General features: G+C 67.5%; 15 protein-coding genes. 6 read left to right on the forward strand and 9 right to left on the reverse strand.

The window, feature by feature from the left end; genetic code table 11:
* Nucleotides 1-17: 17 nt before the first annotated feature.
* Nucleotides 18-866, forward strand: a complete 849-nt coding sequence (locus QUE68_RS21810; protein ID WP_284228365.1) for an SDR family oxidoreductase — start codon at nucleotides 18-20, stop codon at nucleotides 864-866.
* Nucleotides 867-874: 8 nt separating this feature from the next.
* The gene (locus tag QUE68_RS21815) at nucleotides 875-1651 is read left to right on the forward strand and encodes a class I SAM-dependent methyltransferase (RefSeq protein WP_284235267.1); all 777 of its coding nucleotides are present in this window, start codon (nucleotides 875-877) and stop codon (nucleotides 1649-1651) included.
* On the opposite strand, the gene QUE68_RS21820 is transcribed toward QUE68_RS21815, so the two are convergent.
* Nucleotides 1648-2436 carry an SOS response-associated peptidase gene (locus QUE68_RS21820; protein WP_284228367.1) on the reverse strand — a complete coding sequence of 263 codons (789 nt, stop codon included), beginning with the start codon at nucleotides 2434-2436 and terminating at the stop codon, nucleotides 1648-1650. The genes QUE68_RS21815 and QUE68_RS21820 overlap by 4 nt on opposite strands.
* A gap of 45 nt (nucleotides 2437-2481) precedes the next feature.
* Between QUE68_RS21820 and aroA the strand changes: the two genes are divergently transcribed.
* Both aroA and rsgA read left to right on the forward strand, forming a co-directional pair.
* Entirely contained in the window at nucleotides 2482-3783 is a 1302-nt protein-coding gene (aroA, locus tag QUE68_RS21825) for a 3-phosphoshikimate 1-carboxyvinyltransferase (protein ID WP_284228368.1), read from the forward strand.
* On the forward strand, nucleotides 3780-4760 hold the full coding sequence (gene rsgA, locus QUE68_RS21830) for a ribosome small subunit-dependent GTPase A (RefSeq protein WP_284228369.1): 981 nt from the start codon (nucleotides 3780-3782) through the stop codon (nucleotides 4758-4760). The genes aroA and rsgA overlap by 4 nt, the downstream gene beginning before the upstream one ends.
* Nucleotides 4761-4788: 28 nt before the next feature.
* Here rsgA and QUE68_RS21835 read toward each other — a convergent pair whose 3' ends face one another.
* Both QUE68_RS21835 and QUE68_RS21840 read right to left on the reverse strand, forming a co-directional pair.
* Nucleotides 4789-6006, reverse strand: a complete 1218-nt coding sequence (locus QUE68_RS21835) for a cytochrome P450 (RefSeq protein ID WP_286274437.1) — start codon at nucleotides 6004-6006, stop codon at nucleotides 4789-4791.
* The gene (locus QUE68_RS21840; protein WP_284235263.1) at nucleotides 6007-6462 is read right to left on the reverse strand and encodes a 2,4'-dihydroxyacetophenone dioxygenase family protein; all 456 of its coding nucleotides are present in this window, start codon (nucleotides 6460-6462) and stop codon (nucleotides 6007-6009) included.
* 199 nt (nucleotides 6463-6661) lie between these two features.
* Here QUE68_RS21840 and QUE68_RS21845 point away from each other — a divergent pair, with 199 nt between their 5' ends.
* Nucleotides 6662-7510 (forward strand): aldo/keto reductase, encoded by an 849-nt coding sequence (locus tag QUE68_RS21845; RefSeq protein WP_286274438.1) that lies wholly within the window; start codon nucleotides 6662-6664, stop codon nucleotides 7508-7510.
* Nucleotides 7511-7579: 69 nt separating this feature from the next.
* Here QUE68_RS21845 and QUE68_RS21850 read toward each other — a convergent pair whose 3' ends face one another.
* From QUE68_RS21850 to QUE68_RS21870, 5 genes are all read right to left on the reverse strand, one after another.
* Nucleotides 7580-8812 carry a fatty acid desaturase family protein gene (locus QUE68_RS21850; protein ID WP_286274439.1) on the reverse strand — a complete coding sequence of 411 codons (1233 nt, stop codon included), beginning with the start codon at nucleotides 8810-8812 and terminating at the stop codon, nucleotides 7580-7582.
* A gap of 66 nt (nucleotides 8813-8878) precedes the next feature.
* The gene (locus QUE68_RS21855; RefSeq protein ID WP_284235260.1) at nucleotides 8879-10024 is read right to left on the reverse strand and encodes a ferredoxin reductase; all 1146 of its coding nucleotides are present in this window, start codon (nucleotides 10022-10024) and stop codon (nucleotides 8879-8881) included.
* A gap of 89 nt (nucleotides 10025-10113) precedes the next feature.
* The gene (locus QUE68_RS21860) at nucleotides 10114-10626 is read right to left on the reverse strand and encodes a DUF6912 family protein (RefSeq protein ID WP_284231210.1); all 513 of its coding nucleotides are present in this window, start codon (nucleotides 10624-10626) and stop codon (nucleotides 10114-10116) included.
* A 6-nt stretch (nucleotides 10627-10632) separates the two neighbouring features.
* Entirely contained in the window at nucleotides 10633-11487 is an 855-nt protein-coding gene (ppk2, locus tag QUE68_RS21865; RefSeq protein WP_284228375.1) for a polyphosphate kinase 2, read from the reverse strand.
* Between the two features lie 24 nt (nucleotides 11488-11511).
* Nucleotides 11512-12921: a WS/DGAT/MGAT family O-acyltransferase gene (locus QUE68_RS21870; RefSeq protein ID WP_284235259.1), complete on the reverse strand. Its 1410-nt coding sequence runs from the start codon at nucleotides 12919-12921 to the stop codon at nucleotides 11512-11514.
* A 134-nt stretch (nucleotides 12922-13055) separates the two neighbouring features.
* Between QUE68_RS21870 and QUE68_RS21875 the strand changes: the two genes are divergently transcribed.
* Entirely contained in the window at nucleotides 13056-13592 is a 537-nt protein-coding gene (locus QUE68_RS21875; RefSeq protein ID WP_454786380.1) for an Rv3235 family protein, read from the forward strand.
* An 87-nt stretch (nucleotides 13593-13679) separates the two neighbouring features.
* Here the strand turns inward: QUE68_RS21875 and secA are convergent, their stop codons facing one another.
* On the reverse strand, nucleotides 13680-16550 hold the full coding sequence (gene secA, locus QUE68_RS21880; RefSeq protein WP_284228378.1) for a preprotein translocase subunit SecA: 2871 nt from the start codon (nucleotides 16548-16550) through the stop codon (nucleotides 13680-13682).
* Nucleotides 16551-16587 lie beyond the last annotated feature (37 nt).

The raw sequence follows: 16587 nt of genomic DNA on the forward strand, positions 1-16587 counted from the left end.
GTCCTATGGTGATTGGCATGTCGCTCTCGGGAAAGACCATGTTCATCTCCGGCGCCAGCCGCGGAATCGGCTTGGCGATCGCCAAGCGGGTCGCCGCCGACGGAGCCAACGTCGCGCTGGTCGCGAAGACCGCCGAGCCGCACCCCAAACTCGAGGGCACGATCTACACGGCGGCCAAGGAGATCGAGGACGCCGGCGGCCACGCCCTGCCGATCCTGGGCGACGTCCGCGACGGTGAATCGGTGGAGTCCGCGGTCGCGGAGGCGGTGGCGCAGTTCGGCGGCATCGACATCTGCGTGAACAACGCCTCGGCGATCAACCTGGGCTCCATCACCGAGGTGCCGCTGAAGCGTTTCGACCTGATGAACGGCATCAACGTCCGCGGCACCTACGCCGTGTCGCAGGCCTGCATCCCACACATGCTGGGCCGGGAGAACCCGCACATCCTCACGCTGTCCCCGCCGATCCGGCTCGAGTCGGAATGGCTCAAGCCGACCGCCTACATGATGGCCAAGTACGGGATGACGCTCTGCGGGCTCGGCATCGCCGAGGAGCTGCGGGCCGAGGGGATCGCGTCGAACACGTTGTGGCCGCGGACGCTGGTGGCCACCGCCGCCGTGCAGAACTTGCTCGGGGGCGAGGAGGCGATGGGTCGCGCCCGCAAGCCCGACGTATATGCCGACGCCGCGTACGTCATCTTCAACAAGCCGGCCCGTGAGTACACGGGCAACTCGGCGCTCTGCGAGGACGTGCTCGTCGACTCCGGCGTCACCGACCTCTCGGTCTACGACTGCGTGCCCGGCTCCGAACTGGGCGTCGACCTGTGGGTCGATAGCCCCAACCCGCCCGGCTACACGGGCCCATAGGACAACGGATGGGCTCCTCGCCTTGGGCGGGCGGACGCTACGAATCGGTGGGTGAACGCATCGCCGTCATCGCCGAGCAGACGGTCGCCGCCGCGGACCGCCGCCAGCCCCTCCGCGGCGCCACCGTCGTCGACCTGGCCTGCGGTACCGGCAGTGCGGCGCTGGCGGCCGCCGTCCGCGGCGCCGAGGTGACGGGCGTCGACCTGACGTCGGAGCTGATCGCCATCGCCGAACAGAAGGCCGCAGCCGCGGGCCATGCGGTGAGCTGGGTGACTGCCGACGCCGCGGACACCGGCCTGCCGTCGGGCGCATTCGACGCTGCGGTGTCGAACATGGGCATCATCTTCGTCGAGCCGAACCGGCAGGTCGCCGAGATCAGCCGGTTGCTCAAACCGCTTGCGACGCTTGCCATCTCCTCCTGGGTGCGGGCCGACGGCAATCCGTTCTTCGACCCGATCGTGGCCGTGCTCGGCGCGCCGCCGAAGGCGGAGTTCACTCCCGACCAATGGGGTGACCCGGCCCTCGTGAAGAGCCGCCTGGCCGCCGACTTCACCGACGTCGACATCCGCCCCGGCACCTTCACGTGGCGGTTCCCGTCGCTCGACGACGCACTGCACTTCATGGAGCACGAGTCACCGATCCACGTCGATGTCTTCCGCCGCGCCGACCACGTTCAGCGCGACCGCCTGGTCGCCGCCTTCCGCGCCGCGCTCGCCGCACACGACGATGGCACCGGGGTCGGCTTCGACTCCCCGTACGTGGTGGTGACCGCGACCCGTCGCTAGAGCAGCGTCGCCTGCTGGGGCTGCGGCTCGGCGGGTTCGATCAGCTCGGGTCCGTTGTTGCGGACGCTGTTCACCAGCCGGGACACCTCGCGTACCGCGATGCGATCGAGGTCGCCGTGGCCGCGCAGCAGACCCTCGTCGATGGGCGCGTCGGGATCCAACCATCGGTCCCAGTCCCGCTCGCCGATGCTCAGGGGCATGCGGTCGTGGATCTCGGCCAGGGGACCCGCCGAGTCGGTGGTGATGATGGTGCAGCTGAGCAGCGGCGGGTCGTCGGACGGCGCGCCCGCGTCCTTCGGGGGCCGCCACGTCGCCCATAGCCCGGCCATGAACAGCGGTTCACCGTCGGCGCCGTACATGTAGAACGGCGTCTTGGGGGCCTTCTTGCCCGCCGAGGCGGCACCGTCGGGCCGCCACTCGTACCAGCCGTCCATCGGGATCAGGCACCGTTTGCCCTTGGCGGAGGCCCGGAACGCCGCCGACGTGGTGACCGTCTCGGCGCGGGCGTTGATCAGTAAGGGCCCCTTGGTATCCGGGCTCCCGTCCGCCCCGGCCTTCACCCACGGCGGGATCAGTCCCCACCGCATCAGGCGGAGTCGTCGGATCGACTCGTCGTCCGGTTCGGCGTGCCTCTTGACCACCGAGGTGATGGTGGTCGTCGGGGCCACGTTGAAGTTCGGCTGCGGCGTTCGCTCCCCGTCGGCGGACGCCGCGGTCTCGTCGAGCGCCTTGATCTTCTCGGCGAGGAGTGCCGGATCGGTCGTCACCGCGAATCGCCCACACATGTCTCCCATGGTGGCAGAAGACGCCGACAGGGCAGGATGAACACCATGACCGAGTACGGAGGTGGGTGGCAGGCACCGTCGGCGACGACGGCCGTCCACGCCGCGGTGGACGTCCCGGGCTCCAAGTCGCAGACCAACCGCGCGCTCGTACTCGCCGCGTTGGCCACGCGGGAGGGCACCTCGACGGTCGGCGGGGCGCTGCGCAGTCGCGACACCGACTTGATGATCGGCGCTCTGCGCACCCTTGGCGTGATGATCGACGGGCAGGGAACCGAACTGTCGGTTTCTGGGGCAATCTCCCCCGCGGCCGACGCGCGCATCGACTGTGGCCTGGCCGGCACGGTGCTGCGGTTCGTCCCCCCGGTCGCCGCACTCGGTGGCGAGGTGGTCACGTTCGACGGGGATCACCAGGCGCGGTCGCGTCCGATCGCGCCACTGCTCGACGCGCTGCGCGGTCTCGGCGTACGGCTCGACGGTGACGCGATGCCCTTCCAGGTGCACGGCGAAGGCGCCGTCAAGGGTGGCACCGTTCACGTCGACGCGTCGGCGTCGTCGCAGTTCGTGTCGGGACTGTTGTTGTCCGGTGCCACGTTCGACGACGGACTGACCGTGGTGCACACCAGCGGTTCGGTGCCCTCGGCGCCGCACGTCGCCATGACGGTGTCGATGCTGCGCGACGCGGGAGTGCCGGTGGACGACTCGACCCCGAACCGCTGGGAGATCCGGCCGGGACCGGTCGCCGCGCGACACTGGGCGATCGAGCCCGACCTGTCCAATGCGGTGCCCTTCCTCGCCGCCGCCGTCGTGAGCGCAGGCACCGTCCGCATCAACCGGTGGCCACGGGTCAGCGTGCAACCGGCGTCGACCATCCTCGAGCTGCTCACTCAGACGGGATCGGTCGTGGTGCAACATGATTCGTATCTCGAGATCACGGGTCCGGACGGGTACGACGGCATCGACGCCGATCTGCACGACGTCGGCGAGCTGGCACCGTCGGTGGCGGCGCTGGCGGCCCTGGCCACGCCGGGGTCCGTCTCACACCTCTCCGGGATCGCCCACCTGCGGGGACACGAGACCGACCGACTGGCGGCGCTGACCGCGGAGATCAACGGTCTCGGCGGGCGCTGCGAGGAGACGGCCGACGGGCTGACGATCACCGCCGGACCATTGCACGGCGGCGTGTGGAAGTCCTACGCCGACCACCGCATGGCGACGGCGGGCGCGATCATCGGACTGCGGACGCCCGGCGTCGAGGTCGAGGACATCGGTACCACCGCCAAGACGCTCCCCGACTTTCCCGGGATGTGGGCGGACATGCTGGTCGGACAGGCGCCCCAAATCCGTTGAGGGAGAGCGATTGGGATGAGTCCGATGTCCGGGTGCGCCCGGGCCGGGGTTCCCGACCGCGGACCAAGACCCGCCCCAGGCACGACGACGCACTAGCCGCAATGGTCGTGACCGTGGACCGCGGACGGTGGGGCTGTGCGCTCGGCGGCGATCCGCAGCACATCGTCACCGCGATGCGCGCGAGGGAACTCGGCCGCACCCCCATCGTGGTGGGTGACGACGTCGACATCGTCGGCGACCTGTCGGGGCAGCCCGACACGCTCGCCCGCATCGTGAGGCGGGGCGAACGGCGAACCGTGTTGCGGCGCACCGCCGATGACACCGATCCGACCGAACGCGTCCTGGTCGCCAACGCCGATCAGCTGTTGATCGTCGTTGCGCTGGCGGATCCTCCCCCGCGGACCGGCTTCGTCGAACGCTCACTGATCGCCGCATACGCCGGCGGGCTCGAGCCGATCCTGTGCCTGACGAAGACCGACCTGGTACCACCCGACGCCTTCGCGGCGCAGTTCGCCGGGCTCGACCTGACCGTGGTGACCGCGGGCCGCGACGACGACCTCACCGTGGTCGACGAGCTTCTGGACGGCAAGCTGACGGTGCTGGTCGGGCATTCCGGGGTTGGGAAGTCGACGATGGTCAATCGCCTCGTCCCGCAAGCTCATCGCGCCGTCGGCGTGGTGTCGGGCGTCGGCAAGGGCAGGCACACCTCGACCCAGTCGGTGGCGCTGCCGCTGCACGGGTCCGGGTGGGCGGTCGATACCCCGGGCATCCGATCGTTCGGGCTCGCGCACATCGCCCCCGCCGACGTCATGATGGCGTTCTCCGATCTCGCCGAGGCCATCGAAAACTGTCCACGTGGCTGCACCCACATGGGTCCCCCGGCCGATCCCGAATGCGCCCTCGATGCCCTGACGGGTCACGCCGCCGACCGGGTGGCCGCCGCACGGCGCCTACTGACCGCGATGACCACGGACTGATTCGTCCAACGGGGCCACAGAGACACCGTCAGCCGGCAACCCGCACCGGCAGCGCCTTCAACGAGTTGTTGAGGTTGGACCGGACCCGCACCGGGTCGCCGGCCAGTTCGATGGTCGCGAACGCGTCGAGCAGTTCGTCGAAGAACACCCTGCCCTCGAGCCGGGCCAGGTGCGCACCGAGGCAGAAGTGCCCGCCCATGCCGAACGACAGGTGCGGGTTCGGCCGGCGACGGATGTCGAACGCCTGGGGATCGGCGAAGACGGTCTCGTCGCGGTTGGCCGCGGTGTAGTACATCGCCACCTTGTCCCCCGCGCAGATCCGCACTCCGCCGAGTTCGGTGTCGAGCACCGCGGTGCGCCGGAAGTAGTGCAGTGGGTTGTCGTAGCGGATGATCTCCTCGACCGCCGGTGGCAACAGCGTGCGGTCGGCCCGCAGGTCGGCCAACTGGTCGGGATGGCGCAACAACGTGAGCAGTCCGGAGGACAGCATTCCCTTCGTCGTGTCGTTGCCGGCGGTGACGAGTTGGACGAAGAAGCCGCCGAACTCGACGTCGGTCATCGGCTGGCCGCCGAAGTCTGCTTGCAGGATCTCGTTGGTTAGGTCGTCGACGCGATCACCGCGTCGCCGTTGTCGAGCGAATTCCATTGCGTACAAGGCCATCTCGGCACCGGCCGGGCCATCGGCGTGGTCGGGATCGTAGAGGTCGGGATCCTGGCTGGAGGTGGTGATCTCGGCCAGCCGCTGCAGGTAGGCCCAGTCCTGCCGGGGGATGCCGAACAACTCACCGATCACCTGGGTGGGCAGCCGGGCGGCGACGTCGTGGACGAACTCGACTTCACCGCATTCGGCCGCCTCGGCCACGATCTGACGGCAGATATCGCGCACGTGAGGTCCCAGTTCGGCGATCGCCCTCGGCCGGAAGTGCCCGGCCAGCGGAGCCCGGTAGATCTGGTGGCGGGGCGGATCCATGGCCAGCAGCATGTTGCGCATCCTGGCCAGCGCGTCGGGGGGAAGGTCCTCGACCACCACGCCACCTTCGGCAGAGGAGAAGATCTCCGGGTTGCGCGCGACGTGAACGACGTCGGCGTGGCGCAACACCGCCCAAAATCCTGCCTGGCCGTTCATGGGCTGCCAGTGCACGGGGTCGGTGCGCCGCAGCTCGGCCAGCGCCTCGTGCGGCACGTCGTCGACGAAGGTGTCCGGATCGGCCAGGTCGACGGACCCGGCCGCGGTGGCGGTGGTCATCTAACCGAGCAGGACGTTGGGCCGCGGGAGATTGGCCACCTCGCACAGGGCGAGGTAGGTGTTCAGCGCGGTGGATCCGTCGACGACGCTTTCGACCTCACCGTCCTCGTCGATGTTGAGGTTGGCCCCGTAGATCTGGAACCACACGTGCGTGTCCTCTTCCAGTACCTGCAGGGTGTGCACCGAACCTGCAGGCTCGTAGAGGAACGAGCCGGGGCGGTTGACGTAGTCGTATTCCTTGTACTTCCAGGCTCCCGACGTCGTATAGGCGTACACCGGCCCGGTGTGCTTGTGGCGGTGTACCTCGTAGCCCGCGCGGAAGACGTTCTCCACGATCCACAGGCCCTCAGTCGCCTTCACCTGCAGGACCTTGAGCTTCGAACCGTCGGGAAGGTCGACGAACGGCAGCTCGTCGGCGCCGATGTGCACGGCCGTGGGGACGTCGAACGTCGTCATGTGATGGCTCCTTTGGGCGAAGGATGAGGTGTGATGACCATCATAGGACATTCTTATCATGTTTTCTAATACGTGAATTTGGCCGCGACGCTCAGGCTCCTGAGCGCGATGACATCGGCCTGACGGACCCGGCGACCCGGTTTGCATCGCCACAGTGTTGGGCACGATGACAAGGGCAAAACGCACTAGGAGGCCAACCATGACCAACGTCCCAAACATCGAACTGAGCACGGGTTCGAGCATTCCGCAGCTCGGATTCGGCGTGTACCAGATCGATCCCGACGAGACCGCCGGCGCGGTGAAGACCGCGCTGGACCTCGGCTACCGGCACATCGACACCGCCGAGATGTACCAGAACGAGGCCGGTGTCGGCCAGGGCATCCGGGATTCCGGTCTCGACCGCGCCGACGTCTTCGTCACCAGCAAGCTCAACAACGGCTTCCACGAACCCGACGCCGCGCGGAAGGCATTCGACGAGACCCTGAGCAAGCTCGGCTTCGACTACGTCGACCTGTTCCTCATCCACTGGCCACTGCCGACGCTATACACCAACGACTTCATCTCGACGTGGCAGACGCTGGAGGAGTTCCGGCGTGACGGCCGCGCCCGCAGCATCGGAGTCTCGAACTTCCAGGTCGCCCATCTCGAGCGCCTGGCGAACGAGACGGACACCGTGCCCGCCGTCAACCAGATCGAGGTGCATCCGTACTTCGTCAACGACGAGGTTCGCGCGTACTGCGGCGAGCATGACATCGCCGTCGAGGCGTGGTCGCCCATCGCCCAGGGCGCGGTGCTCGACGACCCGGTCGTGACCAAGATTGCCGAGGCGTCGGGCAAGTCCCCGGCTCAGGTCGTTCTGCGCTGGCACATTCAGCGCGGTGACATCATCTTCCCGAAGTCGGTGACGCCCAAGCGGATCGAGGAGAACATCGCGCTGTTCGACTTCGAGTTGAGCGAGCACGACGTCGAGGCGCTCACGGCCCTCGACAAGGGTGAGGACGGCCGGACCGGACCCAACCCGGACACGTTCGACTACATCCCCGACTGACCAGTCCAGAACGAAACTGCGGGGAGATCGCCATTGCGATCTCCCCGCAGTTTCGTCGAGAGGGTGGGGCTACGCCGCCCGCGCCCGCTTCCCGCGCCGGCGTTCCCGCACCGCCGCGATCGCCGACTTCAAGCCACGGCGTTGCTCCGGGTCGAGCCCGTCGAACATCCGCTCGCTACGAGTCTCCGGAGCGTCGTCGCGGGTGTCCCGCAGGAACTTGTCCGGCAGCGACAGCTTGGCGATCGTCCGCCAGGTCTTGCCGTATTGGACCGCGAAGTTGCCCGTCGTGTAAGGCAAGTCGTACTTCTCGCAGATCTCCCTGACGCGGATGCTGATCTCGTGCAGCCGATTGCTGGGCAGATCCGGATACAGATGGTGCTCGATCTGGTTGCTGAGGTTGCCGCTCATGAACCGCAGTGCGGGCCCGCCCTCGAAGTTGGCGCTGCCCAGCATCTGCCGGAGATACCACTGGCCCTTGGACTCGCCCACCATGTCGGTCTTGGTGAACTTCTCGGCGCCGTCGGGGAAGTGCCCGCAGAAGATCACGGCGTTCGCCCACACGTTGCGGATGACGTTGGCCACCGCGTTGGCCGTGAGCGTGGATTTGTAGGTGGCCGCGGGTGACAGTGACGTCAGCGCCGGGTAGGCCACATAGTCCTTCAGCACCTGATGGCCGGCCTTGATGCCGAACTCGCGTACCCGCTCGAGCGTCTCCTTGCGGTCGTCGCGACCCATGAAGATCTTGCCGAGTTCGAGATGCTGGAGGCCGACGCCCCACTCGAAGCCGATCGCCAGCAGGGTGTTGAAGAGCAGGTTGCCGTACAGGTTGAACGGCTTCCACTTGGCATCACGCGTCACACGGATGACGCCGTAGCCGACGTCGTCGTCCATCCCGAGGATGTTGGTGTACTTGTGATGCATGAAGTTGTGGGTGAACCGCCAGTGCTTGGACGCCCCGCTCATGTCCCACTCCCACGTCGAGGAGTGAATCTCGGGATCGTTCATCCAGTCCCACTGGCCGTGCATGACGTTGTGGCCGATCTCCATGTTCTCGATGATCTTGGCCACGCCGAGTGTTGCGGTGCCCGCCCACCAAGCCGACCGTCGAGAACCGGCAGCCAGAATCAACCGGCCGGCGACCTCGAGGGCGCGCTGGGCGGCGATGGTGCGGCGGATGTAACGGGAGTCGCGTTCACCGCGGGAGTCTTCGATGTCCAGGCGGATCGCGTCCAGTTCGTGGCCCAGGTTTTCGATGTCCGCATCGGTCAGATGCGTGAATGCGGGTACGTCTGTGATTGCCATCGGTTGCCTCCTTCTGTGACTACGCTACCGTAACCTACGGTTGCGTAGGTTACTAGCCAGTAAACCCTAGACGTCGAGCACACAATCGCCGGAAGCTGCCGAAATGCAGGTCTGCACCCGACTCCCCGGCTCGTGTTCGGTACCCGTCCGTAGATCCCTTACATGCCCGTCAATGAGCCCGACCACACATGACTGGCAGATCCCCATCCGGCAGCCGAAGGGCATCTGGATGCCCACCTGCTCGCCTGCGTCCATCAGGGACGTCGCTGCGTCGGCCTCGACCGTCTTACCGCTGCGTTCGAACGTCACCGTTCCCCCGGTGCCGTGCGCCTGGGCGCGTGCCGCCGCGAACCTCTCCAGGTGCAGGTGATCGCCGATCCCCTGCGCCGACCACAGGCGGTGCGCGTCATCGAGCATGCTGCCCGGCCCGCATGCCCACGTCTGACGATCCCCCCAGTCGGGCACGGTGTCGCCGAGCGTCGCCAGGTCGAGACGGCCCTCGGTCCGCGTCGCGCGGACGATCAGCCGGTAGCCGTCGTGTGCATCGTGAAGGCGCGCCAACTCCTCGGCGAACATGACGTCGGACGCCGTCGGCGCCGAGTGCACGTGGACCACGTCACCAACCTGATCGCGGCGCGCCAGAGTGCGGAGCATCGACATCACGGGGGTGATGCCCGAACCCGCGGTGAGGAACAGCACCGAGGCGGGTGCCGGGTCGGGCATGACGAAGTTGCCCTGCGGTGCAGCCAGCCGCACGATCGTTCCCGGCGTCACGCCGCCGACCAGGTGGCTCGACAGGAACCCTTCGGGCATTGCCTTCACGGTGATGCTGATGACCTGTGCGCGTTTCGGCGGACTCGAGGGCGCGGAGGTCAGTGAGTAGGACCGCCAACGCCAGCGACCGTCGACCAACACCCCGATGCCGACGTACTGCCCGGGCTCGTAGTCGAAGTGGAAACCCCAGCCGGGCTTGATCACCAGCGTCGCGGAGTCGACGGTCTCGCGGCGCACTTCGATCACGCGCCCGCGCAATTCCCGCGCCGACCACAACGGGTTGGCGAGCTTCAGGTAGTCGTCGGGCAGCAGTGGCGTGGTGATCCGCTGCGCCACCGAGCGCAGCGCCTGCCAACCCGGATGTTGCCTTGCCCCTGCAAGTGTCGGGCGGATGGTGTCGGCCACGTTGGCAGCGACCTTGATTTCATGCTTGGCCATGACGGCTCCTGCTCACCTTGCGCCGGTATCGTGAAACGCCTTGCGGACGGCAACCTACGGTACCGTAACTTACGCTCGGGCCTCCAGCCTCAGAGCAGCTCCAGGAGGAACGGCAGCTCCTGGGTGGCGTACCAGGCGAGGTCGTGGTCCTGGGCATCGCCGACGGTGAGCTCTGCGTCCTCGTCGCCGAAATCGGCCAGATCCACGACCTCGATCGCGGCCTCGACGGCAGGCTCGGCTCCGGCGTTGTCGAGATAGGCGGCGATGACGTCGGCCATGCCAATGGGGCCCGCCAACCGCACCACCGCGTCGTCCAGATCGGGCCGGATGGTGACACCCTCGACGTCGGCCACCAGCACCGCGCGCCGCAGCGGCAGCTCACTGCCGGCCGAGTCGCCACGCTCGCCCGACAGCAACCGCAGCGACGCCAGGGCCGCCTCGCGCAGTGCCACCTCGGCGAGCTCGTCGTCGTCACCCTCGGCGTAGGACTCGCGCAGCGCGGGAGTGACGGCGAACGCCGTCCCGCTCAGTGCGTGCATCGACTGGTCGGCCACCAGCCGTTGCAGCATGGCAACGGTCGCAGGGATGTAGACGCGCACCAGCCGAGACTAGCCGTCCCGGTCCCCCATCAACGTCGCGACGTGATCGTCGACATAGGTCGACAAGGCGCGCGACGGCCGCTCGTAGGCGTGGCTCAACACGTGCCGCTCCGGCAACTCCACCTTGGGCAGCTGGACGTGGTGGTAGTCGATGGTGCTCAGCAGGTGGTTCATCATGTTCAGCCGGGCATGCTTCTTGATGTCGGACTCCACGACGTACCAGGGACTCTCCGGGGTGTCGGTGTGGACCATCATCTCGTCCTTGGCCCGCGAGTAATCCTCCCAGCGGTACACCGATTCCATGTCCATCGGACTCAGCTTCCATTGCCGGACGGGATCATTCATCCGGGACTTGAAGCGGCGCAGCTGCTCGTCGTCGGACACCGAGAACCAGTACTTACGCAGCAGGATGCCGTCGTCCAGCAACATCTGCTCGAACAGCGGGGTCTGCCGGAGGAACAACGAATGTTCCTCCGGTGTGCAGAATCCCATGACCTTCTCCACCCCGGCCCGGTTGTACCAGGACCGGTCGAACAGCACCATCTCAGACTTGGCGGGGAGCTCCGCGACGTAGCGTTGGTAGTACCACTGCCCACGCTCGCGGTCGCTGGGCGCGGGTAGCGCGGCGATCCGCGCCACTCGGGGGCTGAGATACTCGGTGATGCGCTTGATGGTGCCACCCTTGCCCGCGGCGTCTCGGCCCTCGAAGACGATTGCGACGCGGGCGCCGGTGTGCCGTACCCATTCCTGCATCTTGACGAATTCCGTTTGGAGACGGAACAATTCGGCCTCGTAGACGTCGTTGTCGATCTTGTCCCGCTTGGACTTCTTCGCCGAGCCTTTCGAACCCTTGCTCTTGCTCATCGCCGCATGATAGTGCGATCCGACCTACTGCGCGGCCTCTAGCAGTTCGTCGAGCGACTCGCGCAGCAGGGCCGGCACCATGTCGACGTCACTCATCGCGTCCCGGTCGGCGTTGATGCCGAAGTACAGCATGCCGTTGTAGGACGTCACGCCGATCGCCAGCACCTGTTTGTTGAGCAACGGCGGCACGGAGTACGTCTCCAACAGCTTGGTGCCGGCCACGTACATCTGCTTCTGCGCGCCGGGCACGTTGGTGATGAGAAGGTTGAACTGCCGCGCCGAGAAGCTGGTGGCGACCCGTGTTCCCATGGCGTGCAACGTCGGTGGCGCAAAACCGGACAGCGTGACGATGGTTCGTGCGTCGACCAGACTGGCGGCCGTCGAATGCGATTCACCGGCGTGGGCGATCTGCGACAGTCGTACGACGGCGTTGCCCTCACCGGTCGGCAGATCGATCAGGAATGGCCACACCTCACTGATCGCCTGGCCGGGGCCCGCCGCGTCCAGCTCGGCGTCCGGGTAGACCGACATGGGCACCATCGCCCGGATCGTCGACGTCGAGGTCACCGGCTCACCGCGGGACAGCAGCCAGTTGCGCAGCGCCCCGGCGATGACAGCGAGGATGACGTCGTTGACGTCGCAGTCGTACCGCGCCCGCAGCCGGCGGTACTCCTCGAGCTGGTGGACGGCGACGGTGAAACGTCGGTTGCGGGACACCGTGGTGTTGAGCGGACTGCTCGGAGCGGTGCCGCGGGCCAGCGTCCTGGCGACGTCAGCGAACCGGCGGCCCGCCTGCACCAGCTGTCCGGAATTGGTGACGGCCTCACCGATCGCGGACCGGACCGACGCGAGCTGGCTGCCGGGTCGGGCGATGACCTCCCCGACGGCGCCGAGGGCCAACCTGGCGTCGCTCGGCTCGCGCGCGGGAATCCAGATGTCCTCCCCGAACTCCGGGGCCTTGTGCGTGCGGTCGGCGATGACGTGCCCGATCTCCAACGCCGACATGCCGTTGACGAGGGCCTGGTGCGACTTCGTATAGATCGCGAGGCGGTTCTTGGTGAGGCCTTCGACGAGGTACATCTCCCACAGCGGCCGGGACTTGTCGAGCGGGCGGGACCCGAGCCGCGCGACGAGGTCGTGCAGCTGCGCATCGCAGCCCGGCGACGGCAGCGCCGAGCGCCGGATGTGGTAGGTGATATCGAACTCGCGGTCGTCGATCCATACCGGCCGGGCCAGGCCGAAGGCCACCTCGCGCACCTTCTGCCGGTACCTCGGGATCTGCGGCAACCGTTGTTCGACTGTGTTGAGGAGAGTCTCGTAGCTCAGCCCGTTGCGCGGCTTGCGCAGGATCGACAGCGAACCGACGTACATCGGCGTCGACGTGTTCTCGAGGTGGTAGAACGACGCGTCGGGTGCCGACAATCTCGTCACCATGACCGCGCCACCTCCCCTTGGCTCGACGTCCGGACACCGCAACGGTATCCGGCGGAACCGGGCAGCCGCATCATGGGTGCACGGGAGTGTCCTGGCAGCGTGCGATCATGAATGCATCTGCGACTCTCCAGCAGATGTCGTCCATCCGCCTCGACCGCTGGAGAGCAGCCGTGACCGCATCGCGCATTCCGACCCGTCGCACCTCGTTCACCTCCCCGGTCGTGGACTGCGAACCTCCGCCCCGTGTGCCGCCGACGCCCAGCCTGTGGCCCCGGCGCGACTACCGGCCGCTCCGGTCCGTGCCCGCCACCGCGACCGTCCGACCGCACGCCACCGAACCGCCTCCGCCACGCGCCGCAGCCGTCTTCGCCGACGTCGCTCTGCGAAGAGTCCTCGAGGTCACCGACCGGCGTCGACCCGTAGTCCAGCTGAGGGCCGTGCTCGCACCGGCCCTGTTCGACGCCGTGGCGGCATCGACCAGAACGGGGCCCCGCGAAGGTGCCGCGGTGCTGCGGCGGGTCCGCCTGCGCTCGGTCGAGGTCCAGGACGGTGAGGCGTCGGCCGTCGAGGTGTTCGCCTCGTACTCGCGTGGCCGACGCGTTCGCGCCATCGCGGGCCGCATCGAGATCGTCGACGGCCGCTGGGTGGTGACCGCCCTACAGATCGGCTGAATTCGCGGCTCAGCCGCTCCGGCCGGATTCGCGGCTCAGCCGCTCCGGCCGGATTCGCGGCTCAGCCGCTCCGGCCGGATTCGCGGCTCAGCCGCGGCGCGCCTTCGGGCCGCCCCGGTTCTGCCGACGAGCGGCTTCCCGCCGCTCGCGCCGGGACCCACCGCCGGGGGCCGCGTGCCTGCCGCCGCCACCCTCGTGCTGCACCTCGGCCGAGCCGTCCTCGGCCGGCCCGGTGTAGGTCATCGGCCGCGACTGCTCTTCGTCGATTCCCTTGACGCGCAACGCCGCAGGCGCGGGACGAGGCCGCTCTTCGGTGACCACGTTGCCCTCGTCGACCGACTCGGCGGCGGCCGCGTCGACCTGGCGGGCCTTGGCGGCAGTGGCGGCGTCGGCGGCGAACTGAGCCAGGTTCGGCGGCGCCGCGGTAGCACCCACCTGGGTCGCGGGGGCGGGCGCCGCCTGCACCTGAGCGTTGAACAGCAGGCCGACCGACTCCTCCTTGAGACCGTCGAGCATGCCCATGAACATGTCGTAACCCTCGCGCTGGTACTCGACGAGCGGGTCGCGCTGCGCCATGGCGCGCAGGCCGATCCCCTCCTTGAGATAGTCCATCTCGTAGAGGTGTTCACGCCACTTGCGGTCGATCGTCGTCAGCAGCACGCTGCGCTCGAGTTGACGCATCGCGCCCTCGCCGCCGATCTCGGTCAGTTCCGCCTCGCGCACCGCGTAAGCACGCCGGGCGTCCTCGAGGAGGGCATCGCGCAACTCCTCGCGGGTGAGCTCGCCCTCTTCACCCACGGCGGTCGCGTCGAGCAGGTCGACGTGGTCGATGCCGACCGGGTAGAGCAGCTTGAGTGCGTCCCACAGGGCGCCGAGATCCCAATCCTCGGCGTACCCCTCAGCCGTGGCGCCGTCCACGTAGGCGTTGACGACGTCCTCGACCATCTGCCGGGCCTGCTCCTGCACGCTCTCGCCCTCGAGGATGAGCCGGCGCTCGGCGTAGACCACCTTGCGCTGCTGGTTCATCACCTCGTCGTACTTCAGCACGTTCTTGCGGACCTCGAAGTTCTGCTGCTCCACCTGGGTCTGCGCGCTCTTGATCGCCCTGGTGACCATCTTGGCCTCGATGGGGACGTCCTCGGGGAGGTTGAGGCGGGTCAGCAGCGACTCCAGCGTGGCGCCGTTGAACCGTCGCATCAGCTCGTCGCCGAGCGACAGGTAGAACCGCGATTCGCCGGGGTCGCCCTGACGACCGGAGCGGCCACGCAGCTGGTTGTCGATGCGACGGGATTCGTGGCGCTCGGTGCCCAGCACGTAGAGCCCGCCGACCTCGATGACCTCCTTGGCCTCGGCCTCGGCCTCGGCCTTGACCTGAGCCAGGACCTCATCCCATGCGGCCTCGTACTCCTCGGCCGTTTCGACCGGATCGAGCCCGCGATCGCGCAGGCGCTTGTCGGCGAGGAAGTCGACGTTGCCGCCGAGCACGATGTCGGTACCACGGCCCGCCATGTTGGTGGCGACGGTGATGGCGTTGCGCCTACCCGCCTCGGCGATGATGTTCGCTTCCTGCTCGTGGAACTTCGCGTTCAACACGTTGTGCGGGATCCGGCGCTTGGTGAACTGCTTGGACAGATACTCAGAACGCTCGACGCTGGTGGTGCCGATCAGGACCGGCTGGCCCTTCTCGAAGCGCTCGCCGACGTCGTCGACGACGGCGATGTACTTGGCCTCTTCGGTCTTGTAGATGAGGTCGGACTGGTCGGTGCGGACCATGTCCCGGTTGGTCGGGATGGATACCACGCCGAGACCGTAGATCTCGTGCAACTCAGCCGCTTCGGTCTGGGCGGTGCCCGTCATGCCGGCGAGCTTGTCGTAGAGCCGAAAGTAGTTCTGCAGCGTGATGGTCGCCAGCGTCTGGTTCTCGGCCTTGATCTCGACGTGCTCCTTGGCCTCGATGGCCTGGTGCATGCCCTCGTTGTAGCGGCGTCCGACCAGCACGCGGCCGGTGAACTCGTCGACGATGATCACTTCGCCGTCGCGGACGATGTAGTCCTTGTCGCGGGAGAACAGCTCCTTGGCCTTCAGGCAGTTGTTCAGGTAGCTCACCAGCGGCGAGTTGGCGGCCTCGTACAGGTTCTCGATGCCGAGCTGATCCTCGACGAACTCGACGCCGATCTCGTGCACGCCGACGGTGCGCTTGCGGATGTCGACTTCGTAGTGGACGTCCTTCTCCATCAGCGGCGCCAGGCGGGCGAACTCGACGTACCAGTTCGACGCGCCGTCGGCGGGCCCGGAGATGATCAGCGGGGTCCGGGCCTCGTCGATCAGGATGGAGTCGACCTCGTCGACGACGGCGAAGTTGTGGCCGCGTTGGACCATGTCCTGGACCGTGTGCGCCATGTTGTCGCGCAGGTAGTCGAACCCGAACTCGTTGTTGGTGCCATAGGTGATGTCGGCGGCGTAGGCCACCCGGCGCTCGTCGGGCGTCATCTGCCCGAGGATGACGCCGACCTCCAGGCCGAGGAAGCGGTGTACCCGGCCCATCCACTCGCTGTCGCGCTTGGCCAGGTAGTCGTTGACCGTGACGACGTGCACGCCGTTGTCCGACAACGCGTTGAGATAGGCAGGCAAGACGCAGGTCAGGGTCTTGCCCTCACCCGTCTTCATCTCCGCGACGTTGCCGAAGTGCAGCGCGGCGCCACCCATGACCTGGACGTCGAACGGACGCTGGTTCAGCACCCGCCACGCCGCCTCGCGGGCGACCGCGAAGGCCTCCGGCATGATGTCGTCGAGCGACTCCCCACCGGCGACGCGCGTCTTGAACTCGTCGGTCTTGGCGCGCAGTTCCGCGTCGGACAGCTTCTCCACGTCGTCGGACAGGGAGTTGACATAGTCAGCGACCCTCGTGAGGCGCTTGACCATGCGGCCTTCACCGAGGCGGAGCAACTTCGACAGCACGCTAATTTCCCCTAAGCCTGGTTTAGGCCTCGATGGG

Source organism: Mycolicibacterium sp. TUM20985 (assembly GCF_030295745.1).
Lineage (GTDB): Bacteria > Actinomycetota > Actinomycetes > Mycobacteriales > Mycobacteriaceae > Mycobacterium.